This window comes from Hydrogenophaga intermedia (assembly GCF_023715105.1).
GTDB lineage: Bacteria > Pseudomonadota > Gammaproteobacteria > Burkholderiales > Burkholderiaceae_C > Hydrogenophaga > Hydrogenophaga intermedia_A.
The window spans coordinates 13765-37713 of sequence record NZ_JAMBNO010000013.1; the positions used below are offsets into that span (position 1 = coordinate 13765).

Annotated in this window: 24 protein-coding genes; 21 read left to right on the plus strand and 3 right to left on the minus strand. The window is 68.1% G+C overall.

All coding sequences use genetic code 11. The features are described 5' to 3' along the window. Position 1: 1 nt before the first annotated feature. Genes glyS through M3149_RS13310 form a run of 4 tightly spaced genes read left to right on the plus strand, consistent with a single transcriptional unit; the run spans position 2 to position 4352 of the window. Positions 2-2143, plus strand: a complete 2142-nt coding sequence (gene glyS / locus M3149_RS13295; RefSeq protein ID WP_251710029.1) for a glycine--tRNA ligase subunit beta — start codon at positions 2-4, stop codon at positions 2141-2143. 7 nt (positions 2144-2150) lie between these two features. After that, positions 2151-2729 carry a D-glycero-beta-D-manno-heptose 1,7-bisphosphate 7-phosphatase gene (gene gmhB / locus M3149_RS13300; RefSeq protein ID WP_251710030.1) on the plus strand — a complete coding sequence of 193 codons (579 nt, stop codon included), beginning with the start codon at positions 2151-2153 and terminating at the stop codon, positions 2727-2729. Continuing rightward, positions 2726-3469, plus strand: coding sequence for a lysophospholipid acyltransferase family protein (locus tag M3149_RS13305; protein WP_285887083.1), 744 nt, complete (start codon positions 2726-2728; stop codon positions 3467-3469). The genes gmhB and M3149_RS13305 overlap by 4 nt, the downstream gene beginning before the upstream one ends. A gap of 7 nt (positions 3470-3476) precedes the next feature. Then, on the plus strand, positions 3477-4352 hold the full coding sequence (locus M3149_RS13310) for a M48 family metallopeptidase (RefSeq protein ID WP_251710031.1): 876 nt from the start codon (positions 3477-3479) through the stop codon (positions 4350-4352). Positions 4353-4358: 6 nt separating this feature from the next. Here M3149_RS13310 and M3149_RS13315 read toward each other — a convergent pair whose 3' ends face one another. After that, complete coding sequence (locus M3149_RS13315) at positions 4359-5426, minus strand: MBL fold metallo-hydrolase (RefSeq protein WP_251710032.1); 1068 nt, start codon at positions 5424-5426, stop codon at positions 4359-4361. Positions 5427-5536: 110 nt separating this feature from the next. On the opposite strand from M3149_RS13315, the gene M3149_RS13320 reads away from it, so the two are divergent. The 10 genes from M3149_RS13320 (at position 5537) to M3149_RS13365 (ending at position 16190) form a co-directional block, all read left to right on the plus strand. Further along, positions 5537-5935: a MerR family transcriptional regulator gene (locus tag M3149_RS13320; protein ID WP_251710033.1), complete on the plus strand. Its 399-nt coding sequence runs from the start codon at positions 5537-5539 to the stop codon at positions 5933-5935. 85 nt (positions 5936-6020) lie between these two features. Further along, positions 6021-6479: a PaaI family thioesterase gene (locus M3149_RS13325; protein ID WP_251710034.1), complete on the plus strand. Its 459-nt coding sequence runs from the start codon at positions 6021-6023 to the stop codon at positions 6477-6479. 25 nt (positions 6480-6504) lie between these two features. Continuing rightward, complete coding sequence (locus M3149_RS13330; RefSeq protein ID WP_251710035.1) at positions 6505-7686, plus strand: isovaleryl-CoA dehydrogenase; 1182 nt, start codon at positions 6505-6507, stop codon at positions 7684-7686. 37 nt (positions 7687-7723) lie between these two features. Continuing rightward, positions 7724-8380: a carbonate dehydratase gene (gene can / locus M3149_RS13335; RefSeq protein ID WP_251710036.1), complete on the plus strand. Its 657-nt coding sequence runs from the start codon at positions 7724-7726 to the stop codon at positions 8378-8380. A gap of 19 nt (positions 8381-8399) precedes the next feature. Then, positions 8400-10211 (plus strand): bifunctional isocitrate dehydrogenase kinase/phosphatase, encoded by a 1812-nt coding sequence (gene aceK / locus M3149_RS13340; protein ID WP_251710037.1) that lies wholly within the window; start codon positions 8400-8402, stop codon positions 10209-10211. A 24-nt stretch (positions 10212-10235) separates the two neighbouring features. After that, a complete protein-coding gene (locus tag M3149_RS13345; protein ID WP_251710038.1) occupies positions 10236-11417 on the plus strand; it encodes an acetyl-CoA C-acyltransferase in 1182 nt (393 codons plus the stop codon). 10 nt (positions 11418-11427) lie between these two features. After that, entirely contained in the window at positions 11428-12096 is a 669-nt protein-coding gene (locus tag M3149_RS13350; RefSeq protein ID WP_251710039.1) for an SDR family oxidoreductase, read from the plus strand. Positions 12097-12118: 22 nt separating this feature from the next. After that, entirely contained in the window at positions 12119-13249 is a 1131-nt protein-coding gene (locus M3149_RS13355; RefSeq protein ID WP_251710040.1) for an acyl-CoA dehydrogenase family protein, read from the plus strand. Between the two features lie 66 nt (positions 13250-13315). Continuing rightward, positions 13316-14713 carry a Trk system potassium transporter TrkA gene (gene trkA, locus M3149_RS13360; RefSeq protein WP_251710041.1) on the plus strand — a complete coding sequence of 466 codons (1398 nt, stop codon included), beginning with the start codon at positions 13316-13318 and terminating at the stop codon, positions 14711-14713. 13 nt (positions 14714-14726) lie between these two features. Then, the gene (locus M3149_RS13365) at positions 14727-16190 is read left to right on the plus strand and encodes a TrkH family potassium uptake protein (protein WP_251710042.1); all 1464 of its coding nucleotides are present in this window, start codon (positions 14727-14729) and stop codon (positions 16188-16190) included. A gap of 3 nt (positions 16191-16193) precedes the next feature. On the opposite strand, the gene M3149_RS13370 is transcribed toward M3149_RS13365, so the two are convergent. Beyond that, a complete protein-coding gene (locus M3149_RS13370) occupies positions 16194-16898 on the minus strand; it encodes a glutathione binding-like protein (protein ID WP_251710043.1) in 705 nt (234 codons plus the stop codon). Positions 16899-16994: 96 nt separating this feature from the next. Between M3149_RS13370 and M3149_RS13375 the strand changes: the two genes are divergently transcribed. Then, positions 16995-17402: a YchJ family protein gene (locus M3149_RS13375; protein WP_251710044.1), complete on the plus strand. Its 408-nt coding sequence runs from the start codon at positions 16995-16997 to the stop codon at positions 17400-17402. Further along, positions 17399-18040, plus strand: coding sequence for an HAD family hydrolase (locus tag M3149_RS13380; RefSeq protein WP_251710045.1), 642 nt, complete (start codon positions 17399-17401; stop codon positions 18038-18040). The genes M3149_RS13375 and M3149_RS13380 overlap by 4 nt, the downstream gene beginning before the upstream one ends. 22 nt (positions 18041-18062) lie before the next feature. Here M3149_RS13380 and M3149_RS13385 read toward each other — a convergent pair whose 3' ends face one another. Beyond that, positions 18063-19085, minus strand: a complete 1023-nt coding sequence (locus M3149_RS13385) for an AraC family transcriptional regulator (protein ID WP_251710046.1) — start codon at positions 19083-19085, stop codon at positions 18063-18065. A 120-nt stretch (positions 19086-19205) separates the two neighbouring features. Here M3149_RS13385 and M3149_RS13390 point away from each other — a divergent pair, with 120 nt between their 5' ends. From M3149_RS13390 to M3149_RS13410, 5 genes are read left to right on the plus strand one after another with little or no spacing between them, the layout of a single operon-like run. Then, a complete protein-coding gene (locus M3149_RS13390) occupies positions 19206-20813 on the plus strand; it encodes a carboxyl transferase domain-containing protein (RefSeq protein WP_251710047.1) in 1608 nt (535 codons plus the stop codon). Between the two features lie 7 nt (positions 20814-20820). Next, positions 20821-21342, plus strand: coding sequence for a DinB family protein (locus M3149_RS13395; RefSeq protein WP_251710048.1), 522 nt, complete (start codon positions 20821-20823; stop codon positions 21340-21342). 37 nt (positions 21343-21379) lie between these two features. Beyond that, positions 21380-22516, plus strand: coding sequence for an acyl-CoA dehydrogenase family protein (locus tag M3149_RS13400; protein ID WP_251710049.1), 1137 nt, complete (start codon positions 21380-21382; stop codon positions 22514-22516). Positions 22517-22527: 11 nt separating this feature from the next. Continuing rightward, on the plus strand, positions 22528-23322 hold the full coding sequence (locus tag M3149_RS13405; RefSeq protein WP_251710050.1) for an enoyl-CoA hydratase/isomerase family protein: 795 nt from the start codon (positions 22528-22530) through the stop codon (positions 23320-23322). Between the two features lie 6 nt (positions 23323-23328). Next, on the plus strand, positions 23329-23949 hold the full coding sequence (locus M3149_RS13410) for a DUF4126 domain-containing protein (protein WP_251710051.1): 621 nt from the start codon (positions 23329-23331) through the stop codon (positions 23947-23949).

Consider the following 23949-nt stretch of genomic DNA (forward strand, 5'->3'; position numbering starts at 1 on the left):
AATGACCGCACAGAACCTGCTTGTCGAACTCTTCGTTGAGGAACTGCCGCCCAAGGCGCTCAAGAAACTTGGCGAGGCTTTCGCCACCGTCCTGGCCAATAGCCTGAAGGCCCAGGGCCTTGCCCCGGCAGACGCTGCCGTGACCGCCTACGCATCGCCGCGCCGCCTGGGCGCGCATGTGGTGGGTGTGCTCGCACGCGCGGCCGACAAACCCGTCTCGCAGAAACTCATGCCCGTTGCCGTGGGCCTGGACGCCAACGGCCAGCCCACGCCGGCGCTGCTCAAGCGCCTGGCGGGTCTGGGCGCTGACGCGTCCGCCGTGGCCAGCCTGCGCCGCGCCATGGACGGCAAGGCCGAGGCGCTGTTCTTCGACAGCGTCGCGCCCGGCGCCGAACTCGCCGCTGGCCTGCAGAAGGCGCTGGACGAGGCCATCGCGCAGTTGCCGATCCCCAAGGTCATGACCTACCAGCTCGAGTCGGGCTGCGCGCTGCCTGGCTGGGACAGCGTGCAGTTCGTGCGGCCGGCGCACGGCCTGGTGGCTTTGCACGGCAGCACTGTCGTGCCGGTGAAGGCGCTCGGCCTTGCGGCCGGCAACGCCACGCACGGCCACCGCTTCGAAGCGAAGGTGGATCCGGTCGTGATCCCGAACGCAGACGCTTACGCCGAAGTGATGCAAAAGGAAGGCGCCGTCCTTGCCTCGTTTGCCGAACGCCGCGCCGCGATCGCGCGCCAGCTCCAGGCAAAGGCTGCTGAAGTGGGCGGCGGCTGCCGGCCCATCGAGGACGATGCCTTGCTCGACGAAGTGACCGCGCTGGTCGAGCGCCCCAACGTGCTCGTCTGCGAGTTCGAGAAGCAGTTCCTCGACGTGCCGCAGGAATGCCTCATCCTCACGATGAAGGCCAACCAGAAGTACTTTCCGCTGCTCGATGCGCAGGGCCGGCTCACGAACAAGTTCCTGGTGGTCAGCAACATCAGCCCCGCCGACGCCAGCGCCGTGATCGGTGGCAACGAGCGCGTGGTGCGCCCGCGCCTGGCCGACGCCAAGTTCTTCTTCGACCAGGACCGCAAGAAGACGCTCGAATCGCGTGTCGAAGGCCTGGGCAAAGTGGTCTATCACAACCAGCTGGGCACGCAGGGCGAGCGGCAGCAGCGGGTATCGGCCATTGCCCAGCAGATCGTTCAGTTGTGGGCCAAGGCTGAGCCGCAGCGCATGCAGTTGATGAACGACGTACTCACGGCGGCTCAACTGGCCAAGACCGACCTGCTCACCGACATGGTGGGCGAGTTCCCGGAACTGCAGGGCATCATGGGCGGCTACTACGCGCGCCATCAAGGCCTCTCCGAAGACATCGCCTTCGCCATCGAAGACCACTACAAGCCGCGCTTCGCCGGCGACGCGCTGCCGCGCAACGCGGTGGGCACGGTGGTCGCGCTGGCGGACAAGCTGGAGACGCTGGCCGGCATGTTCGGCATCGGCAATCTGCCCACGGGCGACAAGGACCCGTTCGCATTGCGCCGGCACGCGTTGGGCGTGGCCCGCATGCTGATCGAAGGCGGCTTGCCCCTGCAGTTTCATGAACTCACGCGCCTCGCGTTCTCGGTGTTTGCCAACGGAAAGCTGCAGGACACCGTGGTTCAGCTCGACGAGTTCCTCATCGAGCGCCTCAAGGGCTACCTCAAGGACAGTGGATACTCGGTGCCCGAGGTGGACGCTGCGCTGTATGCGCGCCAGCTCGGTTTCTGGTCCACCGTGCCGCGCCGCCTGGCCGCGGTGCGCGAATTCCAGGCCCTGCCCGAGGCACCCGCCCTCGCCGCCGCCAACAAGCGCATCGGCAACATCCTCAAGAAGTCCGAGGGCGTTGGTGACTCGGTGAATGCCGCGCTGTTGAAGGAGCCCGCCGAACAGGCCCTGTTTGCCGCCATGCAGGCCACCGTGCCCGGCGCCGACGCGAAGTTCGAGGCCGGCGACTTCACCGCCAGCCTGCAGGCCCTGGCTGCGCTGCGCGCACCGGTGGACGCCTTCTTCGACGGCGTGATGGTCAACGCCGACGACCCCGCGCTCAAGGCCAACCGTCTGGCCTTGCTGCAGCAACTGCACCGCGCGATGAACCGCGTGGCCGATCTGGCCCGCCTCGCGGCATGATCGCGGCATGAAGCTGCTCATCCTCGACCGCGACGGCACCCTCAACCGCAGCCGCGACGACAAGGTGGCGTCGCCGGACGAGTGGGAGCCCTTGCCCGGCGCGCTCGAGGCGGTGGCGCGGCTCAACCACGGTGGCTGGCGCGTGGTGCTGGCGACCAACCAGTCGGGCATTGGCCGCGGCCTGTTCGACATGGCCTCCCTCAACGCCATCCACGCCAAGATGCAGCGCCAGCTGGCGGCCGCGGGCGCACGCGTGGAAGCCATCTTCATTTGCCCCCACACCCCCGAGGACGGCTGCGATTGCCGCAAGCCCGCGCCGGGCCTGTTCCGCCAGATCGGCGCGCGCTTCGGCTTTGCGCTGGGCGAGGCGCCTGCCGTGGGCAACTCGCTGCGCCACGTGCAGGCCGGGGCCGCGGCGGGTTGCCCGCCGCACCTGCTGCTCACTGGGCTGTCGGCGGTGTACGCGGCGCTCGCACCCAGTGCCATTCCCGACTTGCCACCCGGCACCCGCGTGCACACCGACCTGGGCGCCTTCGCCGACTGGTTGCTCGCCCAACCCGCCCCCGCCCCCAAGACCAACGCATGATCGTCATCCACTTCCTGCGCTCGCTGCTGCACATCCTTGTGATGGTGGTCACCGTGATCCCTTGGGGGTTGGCGGTGGTCATCGTCTCGCCCTTCGTGAGCAGCGCCACGCTGTACTGGATGTGCGTCGGCTGGCTGCGGGTGGCGGTGCACAGCGGCACCTTCATCCTCGGCATCCGCAACCGCATCACGGGCTGGGAGAACCTGCCCGTGGGCAGCACGGCGCCGGCCATCCTGCTGCTCAAGCACCAGTCCACCTGGGAAACCTTTGCCATGCCCACGTTGATGCCGCACCCGCTGGCCTACGTGTTCAAGAAAGAGCTGCTCTATGTGCCCTTCTTCGGCTGGGCCATGGGCCGGCTCGACATGATCCACATCGACCGCAGCAAGCGCGCGCAGGCCTTCAACAAGGTGGTCGAGCAAGGGCAGCGCCTGCTCGACCAGGGCACCTGGGTCATCATGTTTCCCGAGGGCACGCGCATTCCGCGCGGCCAGCAGGGTCAGTACAAGACCGGTGGCACGCGCCTGGCCGTGGCCACCGGCGCGCCAGTGATTCCCATAGCCGTGAGCTCGGCGAAATGCTGGCCGCGCAAGGCCTTCATCAAGCGTCCGGGTGTCGTCGATTTCGTCATCGGCAAACCCATTCCCAGCCAGGGCCGCGAAGCCGACGAGTTGATGCGCGAAGTCGAGACCTGGATCGAGACCGAGATGCGCCGCATCGACCCCGAGGCCTATCGCTGAGGGTTTCATGCAGCGCTTCGTGCAGCTCGCGCTCGACCTGTTCGGTGACCCGCCACGCGAGCCGCCGCCCGAGCTACAGCGTGCCGCTGCGCCCGCTCCCCCGGCACTGCCGATGGCCGAGGTGTTTCAGCCCGGCACCTGGCACCACCCCCGCGCCAACCGCCTGGTGCGCCTGCGCGGCTGTGAGGTGGGTTACGAATTCCAGCGCGGCAAGCGCCGCACCATCGGCCTGAGCGTGGGCGCAGAGGGCCTGAGCGTGCGCGCGCCGCGCTGGAGCACTTTCGGCGAGATCGAGGCGGTGCTGCACGAGAAGGCCGCTTGGGTGATCGACAAGCTGGTGGAGGCGCGCGAACGCGCCGAGCGGCAGGCGCGCTCACGCGTGCGCTGGGCCGACGGTGCCGAGTTGCCCTTGCTGGGCGAGCCGGTGCGGCTGCAACTCGATCCGGCGCATGGCTTCTCAGGCCGCGGTGCTGCCCTCGATGCGGTCACGCGCACCCTGCGCATCGGCCTGCCGCACCACGCCAGCGAAAGCCAGATCCGCGATGCCGCGCAGGCCTGGCTGATGCGCCACGCGCGCAGCGTGTTCACCGAACGGCTCGACCACTTTGCGCCGCAACTGGGTGTGCGCTGGACGCGGCTGTCGCTCTCCAACGCCGACACGCGCTGGGGCAGCGCCAGCGCCGACGGTCGCATCCGCCTGAACTGGCGGCTGGTGCATCTCTCGATGGAGATGGTGGATTACGTCGTGGTGCACGAGCTCAGCCACCTGCGCCACATGGACCACAGCCCGCGCTTCTGGGACGTGGTGGCCAGCGTCATGCCCGATCACGCCGAGCGCCGCCGCGCGCTCAAGGAATCGGCGCTGCCGCTCGGCGAGGGCTGAAATCGCTCATCCGGCGCTGAAGCGCCACACGCCGTCGTCGCCTTTGGTTCGCGCCAGCGTGCCCGCGTGCCACAGGCGGTTCAGGTGGGCCACGGCCTCACCCATGGCAAAGGTGGTCTGGTGCAGATCCAGCGTGCGTGGAAACAGCACCGGCAGCACATCGGTGGCGCTGCAGGGCTTCTCGCGGCAGGCCTGCACCACCTCGCCCAGGCGTTCTTCGTGGTGCGCGTGCAGTTGCGCGATGCGCTCGTGCAGACCGGTGAAGGGCCGCCCGTGCGAGGGCAGCACCAGCGTGTTCGCCGGCAGCGCACGGAACCTGTCGATCGAGTCGAGGAACAGCCGCAAGGAATCGGCCTCGGGCTCCTGGTCGTACACGCTCACGTTGGTGGAGATGCGCGGCAGGATCATGTCCCCGCTGATCAGCACGCCCAGCGCCTCGCACCACAGGGCGATGTGTTCGGGCGAGTGGCCGTAGCCACTGATGCAGCGCCAGGCGTGGTCGCCGATCGTGACGTCCAGTCCGTCGATCAGGCGGCGGTACTGCGCCGGCACGGCCGGCACCAGACCCGGGTAGTAGCTGGCGCGTGCCTTGATCTTCTGCACACGCTCGGGGTCGACCAGGCCGTGGCTGGCAAAGAAGGCCGCGGCGGCCTCGCCGCCGAAGCCGGTGGTGCTCTGCGAGCCGATGCGCGCCATCGCGAAGTCGGTCGCACTGATCCACAGCCGGCAGTGCCATCGCTCGCACAGCCAGTGCGCCAGGCCGATGTGGTCGGGGTGCATGTGCGTCACGATCACGCGCAGCACCGGCAGCCCTTCGAGTTCGTTCGCAAACACCTGCTCCCACTGCGCCTTCGCCTCGTCGCGCGCGATGCAGCAGTCCACGACCGTCCAGCCCTCGCGGCCGTCCAGCGTGTCGCGCAGCAGCCAGAGGTTGATGTGGTCGAGCGCGAAGGGCAGGGTCATGCGCACCCACTTCACGCCGGGCGCCACCGCCAACGCGTGCCCTGGATCGGGCAGGGCCTGACCCCGGGGGTAGTGCAGCCGGGCCTCGAGTTGATCGCGTGTGGGGGTCATGAGGGCGGAATTCAGTAAGATGCGCGCGCGTTGACGTTGACGTAAACGTCAAGAAAAAGGCATTCTACGGAGCATCCCGGGCGATCCCTGTCTGCCACCCGACACCCCACATGGCCACCACCTTCACCATCGGCGACCTCGCGCGCGAGTTCGACCTCACCACCCGCGCCATCCGCTTCTACGAGGACATGGGCCTGCTGCAACCCCAGCGCGAAGGGCCGGGCGGTCGCAACCGGGTCTACAGCGCGCGCGACCGCACGCGCCTGAAGCTCACGTTGCGCGCCAAGCGGCTGGGCCTTTCGCTCACCGAGGCCCGGGACATCATCGACATGTACGACAGCCCGCGCGACACCGGGCCGCAACTGCGCAAGTTCCTCGCCGTGCTGGCCGACCACCGGCGCCAGCTGGAGGAGCAGATGGCCGATCTGCAGGCCAACCTCGACGAGGTGAAGGTGCACGAAAAGGAAGCCCGCGCGCTGCTCAACAAGGTCGAGCGCAAGGCGGGTTGAGCGGTCGTCTCGAATTGACGTTTACGTAAACGTCAACATAAAATCCCTGTTTCGCGCTCGCCCCGCCCCGCCCCGCCCGCCCCCCATGACCGCCCCCTTGCAGCCCCCGGACCCGGATTACGCCGAGCGCGTGCGCGCCAGCTTCGCGCGCCAGGCCGCCATGACCACCATCGGCGCCACGCTGGCCGAGGTGCAGCCGGGCCGCGTGGTGATCACCATGCCCTGGGCGGCGCACCTCACGCAGCAGCACGGCTTCCTGCACGCGGGCATGGTGTCCACCGCGCTCGATTCGGCCTGCGGCTATGCGGGCTTCACGCTCATGCCGGCCGATGCGGCGGTGCTGACGATCGAATTCAAGATCAACCTGCTGGCGCCCGCACAGGGCGACAGCTTCCGCATGGTCGGCACGGTCATCAAGGCCGGGCGCACCGTGACGGTGGCCGAAGGCCATGCCTACGCCGTGCACAACGGCCAGGAAAAACTCGTTGCCACCATGGGCTGCACGCTCATGGCAGTGCTGGGCCGCAATAACGTGCGCGGCTGAACCCACACCCCTTCGGAGACTTCCCATGACCCAGCTTCCCGGCCTGAACTTCCAGCTCGGCGACGACATCGATGCCCTGCGCGACGCCGTGCGCGACTTCGCGCAGGCCGAGATCGCACCGCGCGCGGCCGAGATCGACCGCAGCGACCAGTTTCCGATGGATCTGTGGCGCAAGATGGGCGAGCTCGGCGTGCTCGGCATCACCGTGCCCGAAACCTATGGCGGCGCCAACATGGGCTACCTCGCGCACATGGTGGCCATGGAAGAGATCAGCCGCGCCAGCGCCAGCGTGGGCCTCTCCTACGGCGCGCACTCCAACCTGTGCGTCAACCAGATCAAGCGCAATGGCAACGACGCGCAGCGCCAGAAGTACCTGCCCAAACTCATCAGCGGCGAGCACGTGGGAGCGCTCGCCATGAGCGAGCCCGGCGCGGGCTCCGACGTCATCAGCATGAAGCTGAAGGCCGAGGACAAGGGTGGCTACTACCTGCTCAACGGCAGCAAGATGTGGATCACCAACGGCCCCGATGCCGACACCCTGGTGGTCTATGCCAAGACCGAACCCGAACTGGGTGCGCGCGGCGTCACGGCCTTCCTCATCGAAAAGGGCATGAAGGGCTTTTCCATCGCGCAGAAGCTCGACAAGCTCGGTATGCGCGGCAGCCACACCGGCGAGCTGGTGTTCCAGAACGTGGAGGTGCCGGCCGAGAACATCCTGGGTGGCCTCAACAACGGCGCCAGGGTGCTGATGAGCGGCCTCGACTACGAGCGCGCCGTGCTCTCCGGCGGTCCGCTGGGCATCATGCAGGCGGTCATGGACAACGTGATCCCCTACATCCACGACCGCAAGCAGTTCGGCCAGAGCATCGGCGAGTTCCAGCTCATCCAGGGCAAGGTGGCCGACATGTACACCGTGCTGCAGGCCGCACGCAGCTTCGCCTACACGGTGGCCAAGAACCTGGACATGCTGGGCAGCGAGCACGTGCGCCAGGTGCGCAAGGACTGCGCCTCCGTCATCCTGTGGACGGCCGAGAAGGCCACCTGGATGGCGGGCGAGGGCGTGCAGATCTTCGGTGGCAACGGCTACATCAACGAATACCCGCTGGGCCGCCTGTGGCGCGACGCCAAGCTCTACGAGATCGGCGCCGGCACGAGCGAGATCCGCCGCATGCTGATCGGGCGTGAGCTGTTCGCCGAGACCATGTGATCGCCATCGACGAGCGCTGCGCGGACAATGCCTGCCCATGAGTGACAACCTTCAAAATCTGCTGGACCACAACCGGCGCTGGGCGGCGCAGGTCGAAGCCGAGCGGCCTGGCTTCTTCACGAAACTCTCGCAGCAGCAAAGCCCGCGCTACATGTGGATCGGCTGCTCGGACAGCCGCGTGCCCGCGAACCAGATCACCGGCCTCGACCCCGGCGAGGTCTTCGTGCACCGCAACGTGGCCAACGTGGTCGTGCCCACCGACCTCAACTGCCTGTCCACCGTGCAGTACGCGGTCGACGTGCTCAAGGTCGAGCACCTGATGGTGGTGGGGCACTACGGCTGCGGCGGCGTCGCGGCCGCGCTGCGGGACACCCGCGTCGGCCTGGCGGACAACTGGTTGCGCCACATCAAGGACGTGCGCGACAAGCACGCGGCGCTGCTGGGCTCGCTGCCCGAGATGCACCGGCTCGACGCCCTGTGCGAACTCAATGTGATCGAGCAGGTGATGAACACGGTGCAGACCACCGTGCTGCGCGACGCCTGGGAGCGCGGCCAGGCCCTCACCCTGCATGGCTGGGTCTATGGCCTCAAGGACGGCCTGCTGCAGGATTTGCACATGACCCTGCGCGGCCTGGCCGAGGCCGATCAAGCCTACCGCAAGGCGGTGGCCGAGGTCGGCATGCGCCTGCGCTGAACCCCGCACGGGGCCTGCCATGTTCCCCCAGCGCCTCGACTCCACGGTGGCCTACGGCATTGCCAAGGCGATGATGGACGGCTTCAACCGCCACTACCGCCTGTTCCGCCAGGAGTCGGCGCGCGCCAAACACCGCTACGAGACACGCGACTGGCGTGGCCAGCAACGCGCGCAACGCGAGCGCATCGAGTTCTACGACCTGCGCGTCAAGGAATGTCTGACGCGGCTGGTGAAGGAGTTCAAGGCCGACGAGCAGCCGATGGCGGTGTGGGAACAGGTCAAGCTTCACTACATCGGGCTGCTGGTGAACCACCACCAGCCCGAACTGGCCGAGACCTTTTTCAATTCGGTCACCACCAAGATCCTCAAGCGCGCCTACTTCCAGAACGATTTCATCTTCGTGCGGCCCGCGGTGTCCACCGAGTACATCGAGAACGAGGAACCCACGGCCAGCCCGACCTACCGCTGCTACTACCCCACGGCCGAGTCCCTGCCGGCCGAGGTGCTGCGCCTGCTGCACGACTTCGACCTGCGCGTGCCGTTCGACGACATCGATCGTGACGCCGCGCTGGTGCTGGAGGCGATGAAGCGCCGCTTCGACCACAGCCGCCTGCGGGCCAACTTCCAGCTGCAGGTGCTCTCGGGCCTGTTCTTTCGCAACAAGGGCGCCTACGTGGTGGGCAAGATCATCAACGGCTTCCAGGAGGTGCCGTTCGCGCTGGCCATCCTGCACAACCGCGAAGGCCGGCTGGTGGTGGACGCGGCCCTGTTCGGCGAGGACGACCTGCTGCTGCTGTTCAGCTTTGCGCGCGCCTACTTCATGGTCGACATGGAGGTGCCGAGCGCCTACGTGCAGTTCCTGCGCAGCCTCATGCCGCGCAAGCCGCGCGCCGAGTTCTACAACGCGCTCGGTCTGGCCAAGCAGGGCAAGACGCTGTTCTACCGCGATTTCCTGTTCCACATGCGGCACAGCTCGGACCGGTTCCGCATCGCACCCGGCATCAAGGGCATGGTGATGCTGGTGTTCGACCTGCCGAGCTTTCCCTTCGTGTTCAAGGTGATCCGCGACTTCTACCCGCCGCAGAAGGACACCTCGCGCGAACAGATCCGCGGCAAGTACCAGCTCGTCAAGCAGCACGACCGCGTGGGCCGCATGGCCGACACGCTGGAGTTCTCCGAGGTGGGTTTCCCGCGCGCGCGCTTCACCGACGAACTCATCGCCGAGATCCAGAAGTACGCGCCCAGCCAGCTCGAGATCAGCGACCGCGACGGCGACGGCACCACCGAGGTGGTCTTGCGGCACGTCTACATCGAGCGCCGCATGATCCCGCTCAACCTGTACCTGCAGGAGCTGTTCGACACGCTGCAGGCCAGGCCCGACGATGCCACCGCACGCGCCCAGCTGCGCCATGCCGTCATCGAGTACGGCAACGCGATCAAGGACCTCGTGGCCGCCAACATCTTCCCCGGCGACATGCTCTGGAAGAACTTTGGCATCACGCGCCACGGCAAGGTGGTGTTTTACGACTACGACGAGATCGAGTACCTCACCGACTGCAACTTCCGCCACGTGCCCACCGCGCGCAACGAAGAGGACGAGCTCTCGGGCGAGGTGTGGTACCCGGTGGCGAAGAACGACGTCTTCCCCGAGACCTTCGGGCCCTTCCTGCTGGGCAACCCGATGGTGCGCGACGTCTTTCTCGAACACCACGCCGACCTGCTCGACCCTGAATTCTGGCAATCGCACAAGGAACGCATCCTTGCGGGCCACGTGCACGACGTTTTCCCTTACGAACGCGAGCGCCGCCTGCGCGCGCTCGCTTCGGCCTGATCCCATCCACACAAGGAGCACACCATGTCCGATCCCATCGTCATCCTCGGCGCCGCGCGCACGCCCATGGGCGCCTTTCAGGGCGACTTTTCTGCACTCGCCGCCCACGATCTGGGTGGCGCCGCCATCAAGGCCGCGGTCGAGCGCAGCGGTGTCGACCCCAAGGCCGTCGATGAGGTGCTGTTCGGCAACTGCCTGATGGCCGGCCAGGGCCAGGCGCCCGCGCGCCAGGCCGCGCTCAAGGGCGGGCTGCCGCTGTCCACCGGCGCGGTCACGCTCTCCAAGATGTGCGGCTCGGGCATGAAGGCCACCATGCTGGCGCACGACATGCTCATGGCCGGCAGCGCCAAGGTGATGGTCTCGGGCGGCATGGAGAGCATGACCAACGCGCCCTACCTGCTGCAAAAGGGCCGCGGCGGCTACCGCATGGGCCACGACCGCATCTTCGACCACATGATGCTCGACGGTCTGGAAGACGCCTACGAACCCGGCCGCAGCATGGGCACCTTCGGCGAGGACTGCGCCGCGAAGTACGCCTTCACGCGTGAGCAGCAGGACGCCTTCGCCACCGCCTCCGTCTCGCGCGCCAAGGCCGCCACCGACAACGGCGCGTTCGCCAAAGAAATCACCCCCGTCACCGTGAAGGACCGCAGCGGCGAGCGCGTGGTCTCCATCGACGAGGGCCCGGGCAAGATCAAGCTCGACAAGATCCCGGCGCTCAAGCCCGCCTTCAAGAAGGACGGCACCATCACCGCGGCTTCCAGCTCCTCCATCAACGACGGCGCCGCCGCGCTGGTGCTGGCCAAGTCCTCCACCGCGCAGGCACTCAGCGCCAAAGCCATCGCGCGCATCGTCGGTCACACCACGCACGCGCAGGAACCCAACTGGTTCACCACCGCGCCGGTGTACGCCACGCAAAAGCTGCTGGCCAACATCGGCTGGAGCGTGGCCGATGTGGACCTGTGGGAAGTCAACGAGGCCTTTGCCGTGGTGCCGATGGCGCTGATGGCCGAGCTCAAGGTCTCGCACGACAAGCTCAACGTCAACGGCGGCGCCTGTGCGCTGGGCCACCCCATCGGCGCCAGCGGTGCGCGCATCCTGGTCACGCTCATCCACGCGCTGCAGGCGCGCGGCGGCAAGCGCGGCGTGGCCACGCTGTGCATCGGCGGCGGCGAAGCCACTGCGATGGCGATCGAGCTGATCTGATCGGACGCCGATGGCCACGGTCCTCATCCTCGGCGCCTCGCGCGGCATCGGCTTCGAGTTCGCGGGCCAGTACCGCGAGGCCGGTGACCGCGTGATCGCCACCGCGCGCGACGACGCCGGTCTGGCGCGCCTGCGCGACATCGGTGCCGAGGCGCTGCGTGTCGACGTGGCCGACCCGGCCAGCGTGAGCGGCCTGGCCTGGCAGCTCGACGGGGTGGAGATCGATGTCGCGCTCTACGTCGCCGGCGTGATGGACCGCGCCGGCGCGCACACCCCGCCCACGCGCGAGGCCTTCGACCGCGTGATGCATGCCAACGTGCTTGGCGCCATGCAGGCCATGCCGCAAGTGATGCCCGGCGTGCAGGCCGCGGGCGGCGTGTTCGGCGTGCTCTCCAGTGCCATGAGCCAGATCGGTGCCGTGGCGGCCGACAACGCGTGGCTCTATCGCGTGAGCAAGGCCGCGCTCAACATGATGGTGGCCAGCGCACGCCACGCCTGGCCCGGGGCGCGTTGCGTCGCGCTCGATCCCGGCTGGGTGCAGACCGACATGGGCGGCGCCAGCGCGCCGCTCACCATCGAAGCCAGCGTGGCCGGCCTGCGCCACGTCATCGCCACCCTCACCGATGAGGACAACGGCCACCTCATCCACCACGACGGTCGACGCGCCGCGACCTGGTGAACCCACGAGAAGAAGACATCTCATGCTGCTCACGCAAGACCAACTCATGATTCGCGACGCCGTGCGCGCTTTCGCACAGGAACAACTCTGGCCCCACGCCGCGAAGTGGGACAAGGAGCATCACTTCCCCAAGGAAGCCCACCGCGGCCTGGCCGAACTCGGCGCCTACGGCATCTGCGTGCCCGAAGCCCTGGGCGGCGCCGGGCTCGACTACGTGACGCTGGCCATCGTGCTCGAAGAGATCGCCGCGGGCGATGGCGGCACCAGCACCGCCATCAGCGTCACCAACTGCCCGGTCAACGCCATCCTCATGCGCTATGGCAACGCACAACAGCAGGAGCGCTGGTTGCGCCCGCTGGCGGCCGGGCAGATGCTCGGCGCGTTCTGCCTCACCGAGCCGCACGTGGGCTCGGACGCCTCTGCGCTTCGCACCACAGCGGTCAAGCAGGGCAGTGAGTACGTGCTCAATGGGGTCAAGCAGTTCATTACCAGCGGTCAGCACGGCCATGTGGCCATCGTCATCGCGGTCACCGACAAGGCGGCGGGCAAGCGCGGCATGAGCGCGTTCATCGTGCCCACCGACTCCCCGGGCTACGTGGTGGCCCGGCTGGAAGACAAGGTGGGCCAGCACAGCAGCGACACCGCGCAGATCAACTTCGAGAACTGCCGCATCCCGGCGGAAAACCTGATCGGCGCCGAGGGCGAGGGCTACAAGATCGCGCTGTCGGCGCTGGAGGGCGGGCGCATCGGCATCGCCGCGCAGAGCATCGGCATGGCGCGCAGCGCGCTGGAGTGTGCGCTGACCTACGCCAAACAGCGCGAAAGTTTCGGCCAACCCATCTTCAACCACCAGGCGGTGGGCTTCAAGCTGGCCGAGATGGCGACGCAGATCGAAGCGGCGCGAGCGCTCACCCACCACGCGGCCGCGCTGCGCGACGCGGGCCAGCCGTGCCTGAAGGAAGCCGCCATGGCCAAGCTGTTTGCCAGCGAAATGGCCGAGCGCGTCTGCAGCGACGCGATCCAGGTGCACGGCGGCTACGGCTACGTGAGCGATTTCCCGGTGGAGCGCATCTGGCGCGACGTGCGCGTGTGCCAGATCTACGAAGGCACGTCGGACGTGCAAAAGATCTTGATCCAGCGCGCGCTGGCCTGATCTCCCTGGTTTGCCGGTCAAGCCGGCTGGCGGTGGCCGGCGCGTGAAACGTATGATGGCGCCGCTATGAACATCATCATCCTCGGCGCCGGCCGGGTCGGCGAAAGCGTCGCCGAGAGTCTGGTCTCCGAGCAGAACGACATCACCGTCGTCGACATGGACCCGGCCCGCCTGCGCGCGCTGGAAGACAAGCTCGACCTGCGCGGTGTGGTGGGCAACGGCATCCAGCCCTCGGTGCTGCGCAACGCCGGCGCCAAGGACGCGGACATGGTGATCGCCTGCGCCGCGCAGGACGAAACCAACCTCGTGGTCTGCAAGGTGGCGCACGACGTCTTCAACGTGCCCACCACCATCGCGCGGCTGCGCTCGCCCGAGTTCACCGAGGGCGAAGACGACGAACTGCTCTCGCGCAGCAGCTTCTCGGTCAGCCAGGTGATCTGCCCGGAAGAATCTGTCACGCGCTACATCCACCAGCTCATCAGCTACCCCGAGGCGCTGCAGGTGCTGGAATTCGCCGACGGCCGCGCCAGCCTGATCGCGGTGCGCGCCAGCCACGGCGGCGCGCTGGTCGGCCACACCATCGGCGAGTTCCGCGAGCGCTTCACGCGCTGCGAGATGCGCGTGGTCGCGCTCTACCGGCTCGACACCGAGATGGAGGCCAAGCCATCGACCCGCATCCTTGCCGGCGACGAGGTCTTCGTGCTCGCCGACACCGACAAGATCCGCGACGTGCTGGCCGCCATCCACAACATCGACCAGCCGGTGCAGCGCGTCATGATCGCCGGCGGCGGCAAGGTGGGGCTGCGGCTGGCGCGCAGCCTTGCGGGGCAGTGCGAGGTGAAGGTCCTCGAACGCGACAAGAAGCGCTGCGAGTACCTCGCGAGCCAGTTGCCCTCGAGCATGCTGATCCTGCAGGGCGACGGTGCCGACGAGGACCTGCTCGAAGAGGAGAACGTGGGCCAGATGGACATGTTCCTCGCGCTCACCAGCGACGACGAGGACAACATCATGTCGGCCATGCTGGCCAAGCGGCTCGGCGCCAAGCGCGTGATGTCGCTCATCAACCGCCGCGCCTACGCCGACATGATGCAGGGCAGCACGATCGACATCGCGATCTCGCCCTCGCAGGCCGTCATCGGCGAGCTGCTCGCGCACATCCGCCGCGGCGACGTGGCGGCCGTGCACAGCCTGCGCCGCGGTGCGGCCGAGGCGCTGGAAGGCATTGCGCGCGGTGACGTGAAGACCAGCAAGCTGGTGGGCCGGCGCATCGAGGAGGTGAAGCTGCCCAAGGGCACGCGCTTCGGCGCCATCGTGCGCGGCGAAGGCAGGAACTCCGTGGTCCTCATGCCGCACCACGACCTGCTGATCGAGGACGGCGACCACATCATCATCTTCATCCCGAACAAGCGCCTGGTGCGCGAGGTCGAGCGCCTGTTCCAGGTGAGCGCCACCTTCTTCGGCTGAAGGCCTCTCCGGCATGCAATCGCTCTGGCTGCCCGTTCTTTCGGTGTTCTCGCGCGTGCTGCTCGCGTTCGCGCCGGCCTTCCTGGTGCCCATGGCCTGGGCCTGGTTCCTCGACAAGGACCACCACGTGCTGGTCTGGGCCTACGGCTTTGCGGCCACCGTGGTCAGCGGCTGGGTGCTGTGGCTGCTCACACGCCAACACCGCCGCGAGCTGTTGCCGCGCGACGGCTTCCTGCTGGTGAACCTGGTCTGGCTGGTGTTGCCGGCCTACGCGGCGGCGCCGCTGTACTTCACCGTGCCCGACCTGAGCCTGAGCAAGGCCTATTTCGAGGCCATGAGCGCGCTCACCGCCACCGGCTCGACCGCCATCTCCGGGCTGGATCACCTGCCGGTATCGATCAACGTGTGGCGCTGCTTCCTGCAATTGCTCGGCGGCCTGGGCATCATGCTGCTGGTGGTAGCCATCCTGCCGCTGCTGGGCCTGGGTGGCATGCAGCTCTACAAGGCCGAGACGCCCGGCCCCATGAAGGACACCAAGTTCACCCCGCGCATCAGCGAGACAGCGCGTGGCCTGTGGGGTGTGTATGCCTTGTTCTCGGTCGCCTGCATGCTGGCCTACCGCTGGGCCGGCATGGACTGGGCCGACGCCTTCATGCACATGTGCACCACCATGGGCCTGGGCGGCTTCTCACCCTACGACGCCAGCATCGGTCACTTCGATTCAGCGCGCGTGGAATGGGTGTCCGTGGTCTTCATGACCATGGCTGGCATCAGCTTCCTGCGCTACTTCGTGGTGTTGCGCTCACTGTCGCTGCGCCCGATCACCGGGGACCGCGAGATCCGCACCTACCTCGCGGTGCTGGCGGTGTCGGTGGCGGTGGTGATGGTGCTGTTGCTGGTTCACGGCGTGACGAGCGAGCCGCTGGAGGCCCTGCGCGCCAGCGCCTTTCACGTCGTGTCACTGGCCACCACCACCGGCTACGCCTCGGGCGACTACGCGCAATGGCCGGTGTTCATTCCGGTGCTGCTGATGTTTCTGGGGTGCTTCGCCTCGTGTGCGGGTTCCACCGGGGGCGGCATCAAGATGGTTCGCATGGTGTTGCTGGTCAAGCAGGCGCGGCGCGAACTGGTGCGCATCATCCACCCGCGCGTGGTCAACCCGGTCACGCTGGGCGGCAACGTGGTACCGCCGCAGGTGATGAACGCGGTGCTGGGCTACATGCTGATCTACGGCGCGGCCACCATGGGCCTGACCATGCTGCTGCTGCTCACCGGGTTGGACATCGTCACTGCGTTCTCGGCCGTGGTCGCCACGGTCAACAACATCGGCCCCGGCCTGGGTCTGGTGGGGCCGGCCAGCAACTACAGCGTGCTCAACGACTTCCAGATCGTGGTGCTGAGCTTTGCGATGCTGCTCGGGCGCCTGGAGCTGTTGACCGTGCTGGTTCTCTTCACCGGCCACTTCTGGCGAAAGTAGCGCTCAGTTCCTGGCGGGGATGTTCAGGCCACGTTGCACCGCGGGCCTCGCCACGAAGGCATCGAGCACGCGCTGCACCTCGGGGAAGTCGCCGAACCCCACCAGCTCGCCCGCGCCGTAGAAGCCCACGAGGTTGCGCACCCAGGGGAACACGGCGATGTCGGCGATGCTGTAGTCCTTGCCCATGATCCAGCCGCGGCCCTGCAGGCGCTCGTTCAGCACGCCGAGCAGGCGCTTCGTCTCGGCCACGTAGCGGTCGCGCGGTCGCTTGTCCTCGTAGTCCTTGCCGGCGAACTTGTGGAAGAAGCCGAGCTGGCCGAACATGGGCCCGACGCCGCCCATCTGGAACATCAGCCACTGCAAGGTCTCGTAGCGCGCGGCGTCGTCCGTGGGCATCAGCTTGCCGGTCTTGCCTGCGAGGTAGACCAGGATCGCGCCCGATTCCCACAGCGCCAGCGGTTTCCCGCCCGGGCCGTGCGGGTCGAGGATGGCGGGGATCTTGTTGTTCGGGTTGAGCGACAGGAATTCGGGCGAGAACTGGTCGTTGGTGTCGAAGCGCACCAGGTGTGCTTCGTAGGGGAGACCGGTCTCCTCCAGCATGATGGAGGCCTTCACGCCGTTGGGTGTGGGCAGCGAATACAGCTGCAGACGATCGGGGTGCCGCGCGGGCCACTTCTTCGTGATGGGGAAGGCATCAAGGGTGCTCATGGTTGCTCCGGGGGTCTGGCGTGCGGGCGGCCATTGTGTCGCCCGTCCCGCCATGCCCCCGGGCTTGCAGGGGCTTCGATAATGCGTTCTCACCCCATGACCCAGCCGACCCCTTCCCGCGACGCCTGCCCCTGCGGCCGTGGCCCCGATTACCCCGCCTGCTGCGGCCGCTTCAGCGGCACTGCCACGCCAGCGCCCGACGCCGAATCCCTGATGCGATCGCGCTACAGCGCTTTTGTGCGCGGCGACGCGGCGCACCTGCTGGCCACCTGGCACGCCAGCACGCGGCCAGCCACGCTCGAGCTGGAGTCGGGCGTGAAATGGCTGGGACTTGAGGTGCGCGCCCACCGCGCCATCGACGCCGACCACGCCGAGGTCGAATTCGTCGCGCGCTCCCGCCTGGCGGGGCGCGCCAGCCGCCTGCACGAACGCAGCCGCTTCGTGCGCGAGGGCGGGCAGTGGTACTACGTGGACGGCGATCTCTTCACGAAAGACAGGGCATGAACTTCGAGGCGGTTCTGTTCGACTGCGACGGCGTGCTCGTCGACAGCGAACCCATCACCAACGGCGTGCTGCGCCAGGTGCTCAACGAATCGGGCTGGGCCATCACGCGCGAGGAGTGCGAGGCGCTGTTCCTCGGCCACGCGGTGCGCGACCGGCGCGAGCGCATCGAGGCCGAGACCGGCCGCCCGCTCACGGACGAATGGATGCAGGCCTTCTACGAGCGCCGCAACGCGCGCCTGCGCGCCGAACTCAAGGCCATCGAAGGCGTGCACGAAGCGGTGGCGCACTTGCACGGCGCGGTCGGTGGGCGCATCGCCTGCGCCTCGGGGGCCGATCGGCCCAAGGTGGTGATGCAGCTCGAACAGGTGGGTCTGGCGCGCTGGTTCGGCGACGCCATCTTCAGCGGACACGACCTGCCGCGCTCCAAGCCGCATCCCGACGTCTACCTGGCCGCGGCCGCGCACCTGGGGGTCGACCCGAAGCGCTGCCTCGTCATCGAGGACACCGCACCGGGCGCGAAGGCCGGGTTGGCCGCGGGCGCCACGGTGTGGGGCTTCTGCACCCAGGGCCACGGCCGTGCGTTCGACGGCTTGCCGGTGGCTCGCGTGTTTCACCACATGCGCGAACTGCGGCTGTGAGCGCGTGAGCACGCGCTGAGGCTCAGGCACCCCGGAACTCGCCCGGCGACTGGCCGGTCCACGCGCGAAACGCGCGGATGAAGCTTTTCTCGTTGCGAAAACCGGCGGCTTCGGCCACCTGCTTGATCGGCCGCCTGGTGCGCAGCAGCAGCTGCATGGCCCGCTCGCGGCGCACCGCGTCCTTCAGCGCCTGCAGCGTCGCGCCTTCTTCCTTCAATTGCCGGTGCAGCGTGCGCGCCGAGGTGTTGAGCAGTGCGGCCAGATCGTGCGCGTTGTGCGTGGCCAGTGGCTGGCTGGCCAGCAACTGCCGCACGCGCTGCACCAGCAGGCGGTCGCGCCGGTAGGAGCGCACGGTGAGCGGCAGTGCGCGCTGCAGCAACTGGTGCATGGCCGCCTCGTCGCGGCGGATCGGCAGCGCCAGGTAGCGCGCGTCGAAGGCGATGGCGGCCTCCGTGGCGTCGAAGCGCGTGGGCGCGTCGAACAACACCGCGTAGGCCGCCACGTGCGGCGGCGCGGCGTAGGGAAAGCGCGCCTCCAGCAGCGGGATGCGCGAATCCACGAACCAGGCCGCCAGGCCGTGGATGTTGCGCAGCACCGAGACCACGCTGAGTTCGGCCATGGGGCCCGGGTCGGTGCGCAGATGCAGCACGATCTCGGCGCGCTCGCCCAGCACCTGCACCGACAACGCGATGGCCTGCGCCAGCAGGCCGTGGTGGCGGCACCAGCGCTTGAGCGCCACACCCAGCGACGGCGCCGACAGCGAGGCGCGCGCGAGCAGGCCGTAGCTGCCCCAGGGCAGCGCGCGCTCGAAGCAGCCCAGTGCCTCGTCATCGAGCTCGCGCATCGCCGCGTAGGACACGGCCTCCATTTGCTCGGCCGTGATGCGTGCCCGCGGGTCGTTGAGTTTGTGTGGCGGAATTTGTGCCTGCGCCAGCGCCGCGGAAGGATCCATGCCGCGCGCCCGGTAGGCGAGCGTCATGGCCTTCACCAGGGCGACGGGCGTGAGCGCCGGGCCGTGCAGCAGATCGGGGGTGTCGGTGGCCATGGCCAGAGTCTGCCAGCAACGGTCTGTCGTGGCGCGATTTGCAACCCGCCTGGCGACCGGAGGCATGCCCGTCGGGTGTACCCTCGGGCCCCGGTTCGCTCACGAGACACAGGCCACGCCATGCCCATCCTGGAGACCAAGCTCAACCCCCGATCGGCCGAATTCCAGGCCAACGCCGAGGCCATGCGCGCCCAGGTGGAGGACCTGAAGGTCCAGCTCGCCAAGTCCGCGCAGGGCGGTGGCGAGGCCGCCCGCGCCAAGCACACCGCGCGCGGCAAGCTGCTGCCGCGCGAGCGCGTGCAGATGCTTCTCGACCCCGGCACACCCTTCCTCGAGCTTGCACCGCTGGCCGCGCACGGCATGTACCACGGCGACGCGCCCTGCGCGGGCCTGATCGCCGGCATCGGCCGCGTGAGCGGGGTCGACTGCCTGATCGTCTGCAACGACGCCACCGTCAAGGGCGGCACTTACTACCCGATGACGGTGAAGAAGCACCTGCGGGCGCAGGAAGTGGCGATGCAGAACAACCTGCCCTGCATCTACCTGGTGGACTCGGGCGGCGCCAACCTGCCCAACCAGGACGACGTGTTCCCCGACCGCGAGCACTTCGGCCGCATCTTCTACAACCAGGCCAACATGTCGGCCAACGGCATCGCGCAGATCGCGGTGGTGATGGGCTCGTGCACCGCCGGCGGCGCCTACGTGCCCGCCATGAGCGACGAGACCATCATCGTCAAGAACCAGGGAACGATCTTTCTGGGCGGCCCGCCGCTGGTGAAGGCCGCCATCGGCGAGATCGTGAGCGCCGAAGACCTGGGCGGCGGTGACGTGCACACCCGCCTCTCGGGCGTGGCCGACCACCTGGCCCAGAACGACGCGCACGCCATCGCGCTGGCGCGCCAGGCGGTGGCCACGCTCAACCACCGCAAAGTGGTTGCACAGGCACTGATCGAGCCGCGCGCGCCGAAGTACGCGGCCGAAGAGATATACGGCGTCATTCCCACCGACGTGCGCAAGCCCTACGACGTGCGCGAGATCATCGCGCGCATCGTCGACGGCTCCGAGTTCCACGAGTTCAAGGCCCGTTTCGGCAGCACGCTGGTGTGCGGCTTCGCGCACATCGAGGGCATGCCCATCGGCATCGTGGCCAACAACGGTGTGCTGTTCTCCGAAAGCGCACAGAAGGGCGCGCACTTCATCGAACTGTGCGGCCAGCGCAAGGTGCCGCTCTTGTTCCTGCAGAACATCACCGGTTTCATGGTCGGGCGCAAGTACGAGAGCGAAGGCATTGCGCGCCACGGCGCCAAGATGGTCACGGCCGTGGCCACCGTCAACGTGCCCAAGTTCACCATCATCATCGGCGGCAGCTACGGCGCGGGCAACTACGGCATGTGCGGCCGCGCCTACAGCCCGCGCTTCCTCTGGATGTGGCCCAACGCGCGCATCAGCGTCATGGGTGGCGAGCAGGCCGCGAGCGTGCTCGCCACCGTCAAGCGCGACGGCATCGAGGCCAAGGGCGGCAGCTGGAGCGCGGAGGAGGAAGCGAAGTTCAAGCAACCGTTGCTCGATCAGTTCGCCCACCAGTCGCACCCCTACTACGCCAGCGCCCGCCTGTGGGACGACGGCGTGATCGACCCTGCCGACACACGCCGCATCCTGGCGCTGGCGATGTCGGCCACGCTCAACGCTCCCATTCCCGAACCGAAGTTCGGTGTGTTCCGTATGTGAGAGCGGCATGGACGCACGTGCCCACTACCTCACGCTCGCGCGCTACCACGCATGGGCCACGCAACGCCTGCTCGACGCGGTGGCGCCACTGGGCGACGAGGCCTACCGGCGCGATGTCGGGCTGTTCTTCAAGAGCGTGCACGGCACCTTGAACCACCTGCTGGTGGGTGAATGTCTGCTGTGGCAGCAGCGGTTCGCTCGCGGTGAATCGCCGCGCGTGGCGCTGGACACGGAGGCCGAGCCTGATCGCGCGCGCCTGGCGCAGGCCGTGCTGGGTGGCGCGCGCGTGTGGGAGCGGCTGGTGGCCGAATGGCCGGCCGACCGCTTCGAGGGCACGCTGTCGTACACGAACATGCGTGGCCAGGCCATGATGCTGCCCTTTGCGCTCACGCTGGCCCACGTGTTCAACCACGCCACGCACCATCGCGGCCAGATCACGGCGGCGCTCACCCTGCTGGGCCAGCCTGGGCCCGAGCTCGATCTCGTGTATTTCCTGCAAGCGCAACAAGCACCCATGTCGATCGGCTGAAGCCGGCGCCCGCACCCCTCACCGAGGAGACAAGCCTTTGGAACCGACGATCTACGACACGCCCGAGCACGCCACGCTGCGCGAGCAGGTGGCACGCTTTCTGGCGCGCGAAGTGGAGCCGCACGCCGATGCCTGGGAGCAGCAGGGCTTCGTGCCGCGCGACGTGCTGCGCCGCATGGGCCAGGCCGGGTTGCTGGGCATCGCGTTCGAGAGCGAACACGGGGGTGCCGACGCCGATGCGCTGACCAACCTGGTGTTTGCCGAGGCGCTGTCGCAAAGCACGTTTGCCGGCTTCATCATCACCGTGCTCGTGCACACCGACATGGCCGGCCCGCACCTGCACCACGCGGGCAATGCGGCGCAGAAGGCAAAGCACCTGCCGAAGGTGTGCGCGGGTGAATCGATCTGCGCGGTCGCCATCACCGAGCCCGGCGCGGGCTCCGACGTCGCTGGCATCCGCACCAACGCCAGGCGCGACGGTGACCATTGGGTGATCAACGGCACCAAGATGTTCATCACCAACGGCGTGCACGCCGACCTGTACTTCGTCGCGGCCAAGACCGGCCCTGGCAAGCGCGAGGTCTCGATGTTCATCGTCGAGAAAGGCACGCCAGGCTTCAGCGTCGGTCGCGCGCTCAAGAAGACCGGCTGGCTCAGCTCCGACACCGCCGAACTCGTGTTCGACAACGTGCGCGTGCCCGCGGCCAACCTGCTGGGGGAGGAGGGCAAGGGCTTCTATGCCGTGATGCAGAACTTCCAGACCGAGCGCATCGCGCTGGGCGCCATGGCGGTGGGCCACTGCCAGCGCGCGCTGGAACTCACCCTCGATCACGTGCGCCAGCGCCAGGCCTTCGGTGGCCCGCTGTGGGAGCAGCAAACCATCCGCCAGCGCCTGTCCATGCTCGACGCCAAGGTGCGCGCGGCGCGCCAGTTCATGTACCACTGCGCGTGGTCGGTCACGCAGGGTAAGGACATCGTGCAGCAGGTGTCGATGCTGAAGGCCTTGACGGGCGAGTTGGTCAACGAGGTGGTGCAGACCTGCCAGCAGTTTCACGGCGGCATGGGCTTCATCCGCGAAACGGCCATTGAACGCCTGTGGCGCGATGCGCGCGTGCTGGCCATCGGTGGCGGCGCCACCGAGGTGATGCTGGAAGAAGTGGCCAAACGGTATTGAGGGTATTGAAGATGAGTGATGTGCTTGACGTCTCCCGCCCCAGCGCCCACGTGGCGCGCGTGTGGCTCAACCGACCGGACGTGCGCAACGCCTTCAATGACGAGGTGATCGCCGCGCTCACGCGTACCTTCGAAAGCCTCTCGAAAGACACGGACCTTCGTGTCGTGGTGCTCGGCGCGCACGGCAAGGCCTTCTGCGCTGGCGCCGACCTGAACTGGATGAAGGCCATGGCCGGCTACAGCTGGGAAGAGAACCGCGCCGACGCCCAGCGCCTGGCCGACATGCTCTGGACCCTGGACCAATGCCCGGTGCCCGTCGTCGGCCGCGTGCAGGGCGACTGCTACGCCGGTGGCATGGGACTGGCGGCCATCTGCGACGTGCTGGTGGCGGTGGAGGGCGCGACCTTCTGCCTCTCCGAGGCGCGCCTGGGCCTGCTGCCGGCCACCATCAGCCCCTACGTGGTGCGCGCCATGGGCACGCAGGCGGCGCGCCGCTACATGGCAACGGCCGAGCGCTTCAGCGCCGTGCAGGCGCATGCCCTGGGCACGGTGCACGAGCTCGCCACGCCCGAGACGCTGGACGCGAAGGTCGACGAGATCGTGGCTACCTTGGTCAACAACGGCCCGGCCGCCACGCGCGCCTGCAAGGCGCTGGTGCGCGATGTCGCCGGCCAGCCCATCACGGCCGACCTGCGCGCCGAGACCGCGCGCCGCATCGCCGACATCCGCGCCAGCGACGAAGGTCGCGAAGGCCTGGCGTCGTTCCTGAACAAGCGCACGCCGGCCTGGCTGCCGCCGCAAGGCTGACCCGCCATGACCGAGGCGCTGCAATCCCTGGGCACCCCCGAGCTGCTGGCGCTGGCCGCCGCGCTGGGTTGGGCCAGCGGGTTGCGCCTGTACCTTGCGGTCTTCGCCACCGGCCTGGCGGGCTGGCTCGGCTGGTTCGAACTCCCGCCCGGCCTGCAGATGCTGCAGCACCCCGCGGTGCTCGGCGTGAGCGGCTTTCTGCTGTTTGTGGAGTTCTTCGCCGACAAGATTCCCTATGTCGATTCGCTGTGGGATCTCGCCAACAGCGTGCTGCGCGTTCCCGCGGGCGCAGCGCTGGCGGCCGGTGCGCTGGGCGCCGACAGCGCCACCATGGCGGTGCTGGCCGCGCTGCTTGGCGGCACGCTGGCCGCCACCAGTCAGGCCGCCAAGACCAGCACGCGCGCGGCCGTCAACGCCTCGCCGGAGCCCTTCAGCAACGTGGGCGTGAGCCTGCTCGAAGACGGCTTGGTGGTGGGCGCGCTGTGGCTCGCCACGCAGCATCCGCTGGTGTTCGCCGTGCTGCTGGTCATTGCGGTGCTGGCCATGTGGGCCCTCACCTGGTTCCTGTTCCGTTTCCTGCGCGCGGCCTGGCGCCGCGTGTTCGTCGCCCTTCCGAAGGAAAGCTGA

Excerpts from the sequence above, each read along its gene's own strand:
- glyS (WP_251710029.1), top strand. The coding sequence starts at position 2 with ATGACCGCACAGAACCTGCTTGTCGAACTCTTCGTTGAGGAACTGCCG.
- gmhB (WP_251710030.1), top strand. The coding sequence starts at position 2,151 with ATGAAGCTGCTCATCCTCGACCGCGACGGCACCCTCAACCGCAGCCGC.
- M3149_RS13305 (WP_285887083.1), top strand. The coding sequence starts at position 2,726 with ATGATCGTCATCCACTTCCTGCGCTCGCTGCTGCACATCCTTGTGATG.
- M3149_RS13310 (WP_251710031.1), top strand. The coding sequence starts at position 3,477 with ATGCAGCGCTTCGTGCAGCTCGCGCTCGACCTGTTCGGTGACCCGCCA.
- M3149_RS13315 (WP_251710032.1), bottom strand. The coding sequence starts at position 5,426 with ATGACCCCCACACGCGATCAACTCGAGGCCCGGCTGCACTACCCCCGG.
- M3149_RS13320 (WP_251710033.1), top strand. The coding sequence starts at position 5,537 with ATGGCCACCACCTTCACCATCGGCGACCTCGCGCGCGAGTTCGACCTC.
- M3149_RS13325 (WP_251710034.1), top strand. The coding sequence starts at position 6,021 with ATGACCGCCCCCTTGCAGCCCCCGGACCCGGATTACGCCGAGCGCGTG.
- M3149_RS13330 (WP_251710035.1), top strand. The coding sequence starts at position 6,505 with ATGACCCAGCTTCCCGGCCTGAACTTCCAGCTCGGCGACGACATCGAT.
- can (WP_251710036.1), top strand. The coding sequence starts at position 7,724 with ATGAGTGACAACCTTCAAAATCTGCTGGACCACAACCGGCGCTGGGCG.
- aceK (WP_251710037.1), top strand. The coding sequence starts at position 8,400 with ATGTTCCCCCAGCGCCTCGACTCCACGGTGGCCTACGGCATTGCCAAG.
- M3149_RS13345 (WP_251710038.1), top strand. The coding sequence starts at position 10,236 with ATGTCCGATCCCATCGTCATCCTCGGCGCCGCGCGCACGCCCATGGGC.
- M3149_RS13350 (WP_251710039.1), top strand. The coding sequence starts at position 11,428 with ATGGCCACGGTCCTCATCCTCGGCGCCTCGCGCGGCATCGGCTTCGAG.
- M3149_RS13355 (WP_251710040.1), top strand. The coding sequence starts at position 12,119 with ATGCTGCTCACGCAAGACCAACTCATGATTCGCGACGCCGTGCGCGCT.
- trkA (WP_251710041.1), top strand. The coding sequence starts at position 13,316 with ATGAACATCATCATCCTCGGCGCCGGCCGGGTCGGCGAAAGCGTCGCC.
- M3149_RS13365 (WP_251710042.1), top strand. The coding sequence starts at position 14,727 with ATGCAATCGCTCTGGCTGCCCGTTCTTTCGGTGTTCTCGCGCGTGCTG.
- M3149_RS13370 (WP_251710043.1), bottom strand. The coding sequence starts at position 16,898 with ATGAGCACCCTTGATGCCTTCCCCATCACGAAGAAGTGGCCCGCGCGG.
- M3149_RS13375 (WP_251710044.1), top strand. The coding sequence starts at position 16,995 with ATGACCCAGCCGACCCCTTCCCGCGACGCCTGCCCCTGCGGCCGTGGC.
- M3149_RS13380 (WP_251710045.1), top strand. The coding sequence starts at position 17,399 with ATGAACTTCGAGGCGGTTCTGTTCGACTGCGACGGCGTGCTCGTCGAC.
- M3149_RS13385 (WP_251710046.1), bottom strand. The coding sequence starts at position 19,085 with ATGGCCACCGACACCCCCGATCTGCTGCACGGCCCGGCGCTCACGCCC.
- M3149_RS13390 (WP_251710047.1), top strand. The coding sequence starts at position 19,206 with ATGCCCATCCTGGAGACCAAGCTCAACCCCCGATCGGCCGAATTCCAG.
- M3149_RS13395 (WP_251710048.1), top strand. The coding sequence starts at position 20,821 with ATGGACGCACGTGCCCACTACCTCACGCTCGCGCGCTACCACGCATGG.
- M3149_RS13405 (WP_251710050.1), top strand. The coding sequence starts at position 22,528 with ATGAGTGATGTGCTTGACGTCTCCCGCCCCAGCGCCCACGTGGCGCGC.
- M3149_RS13410 (WP_251710051.1), top strand. The coding sequence starts at position 23,329 with ATGACCGAGGCGCTGCAATCCCTGGGCACCCCCGAGCTGCTGGCGCTG.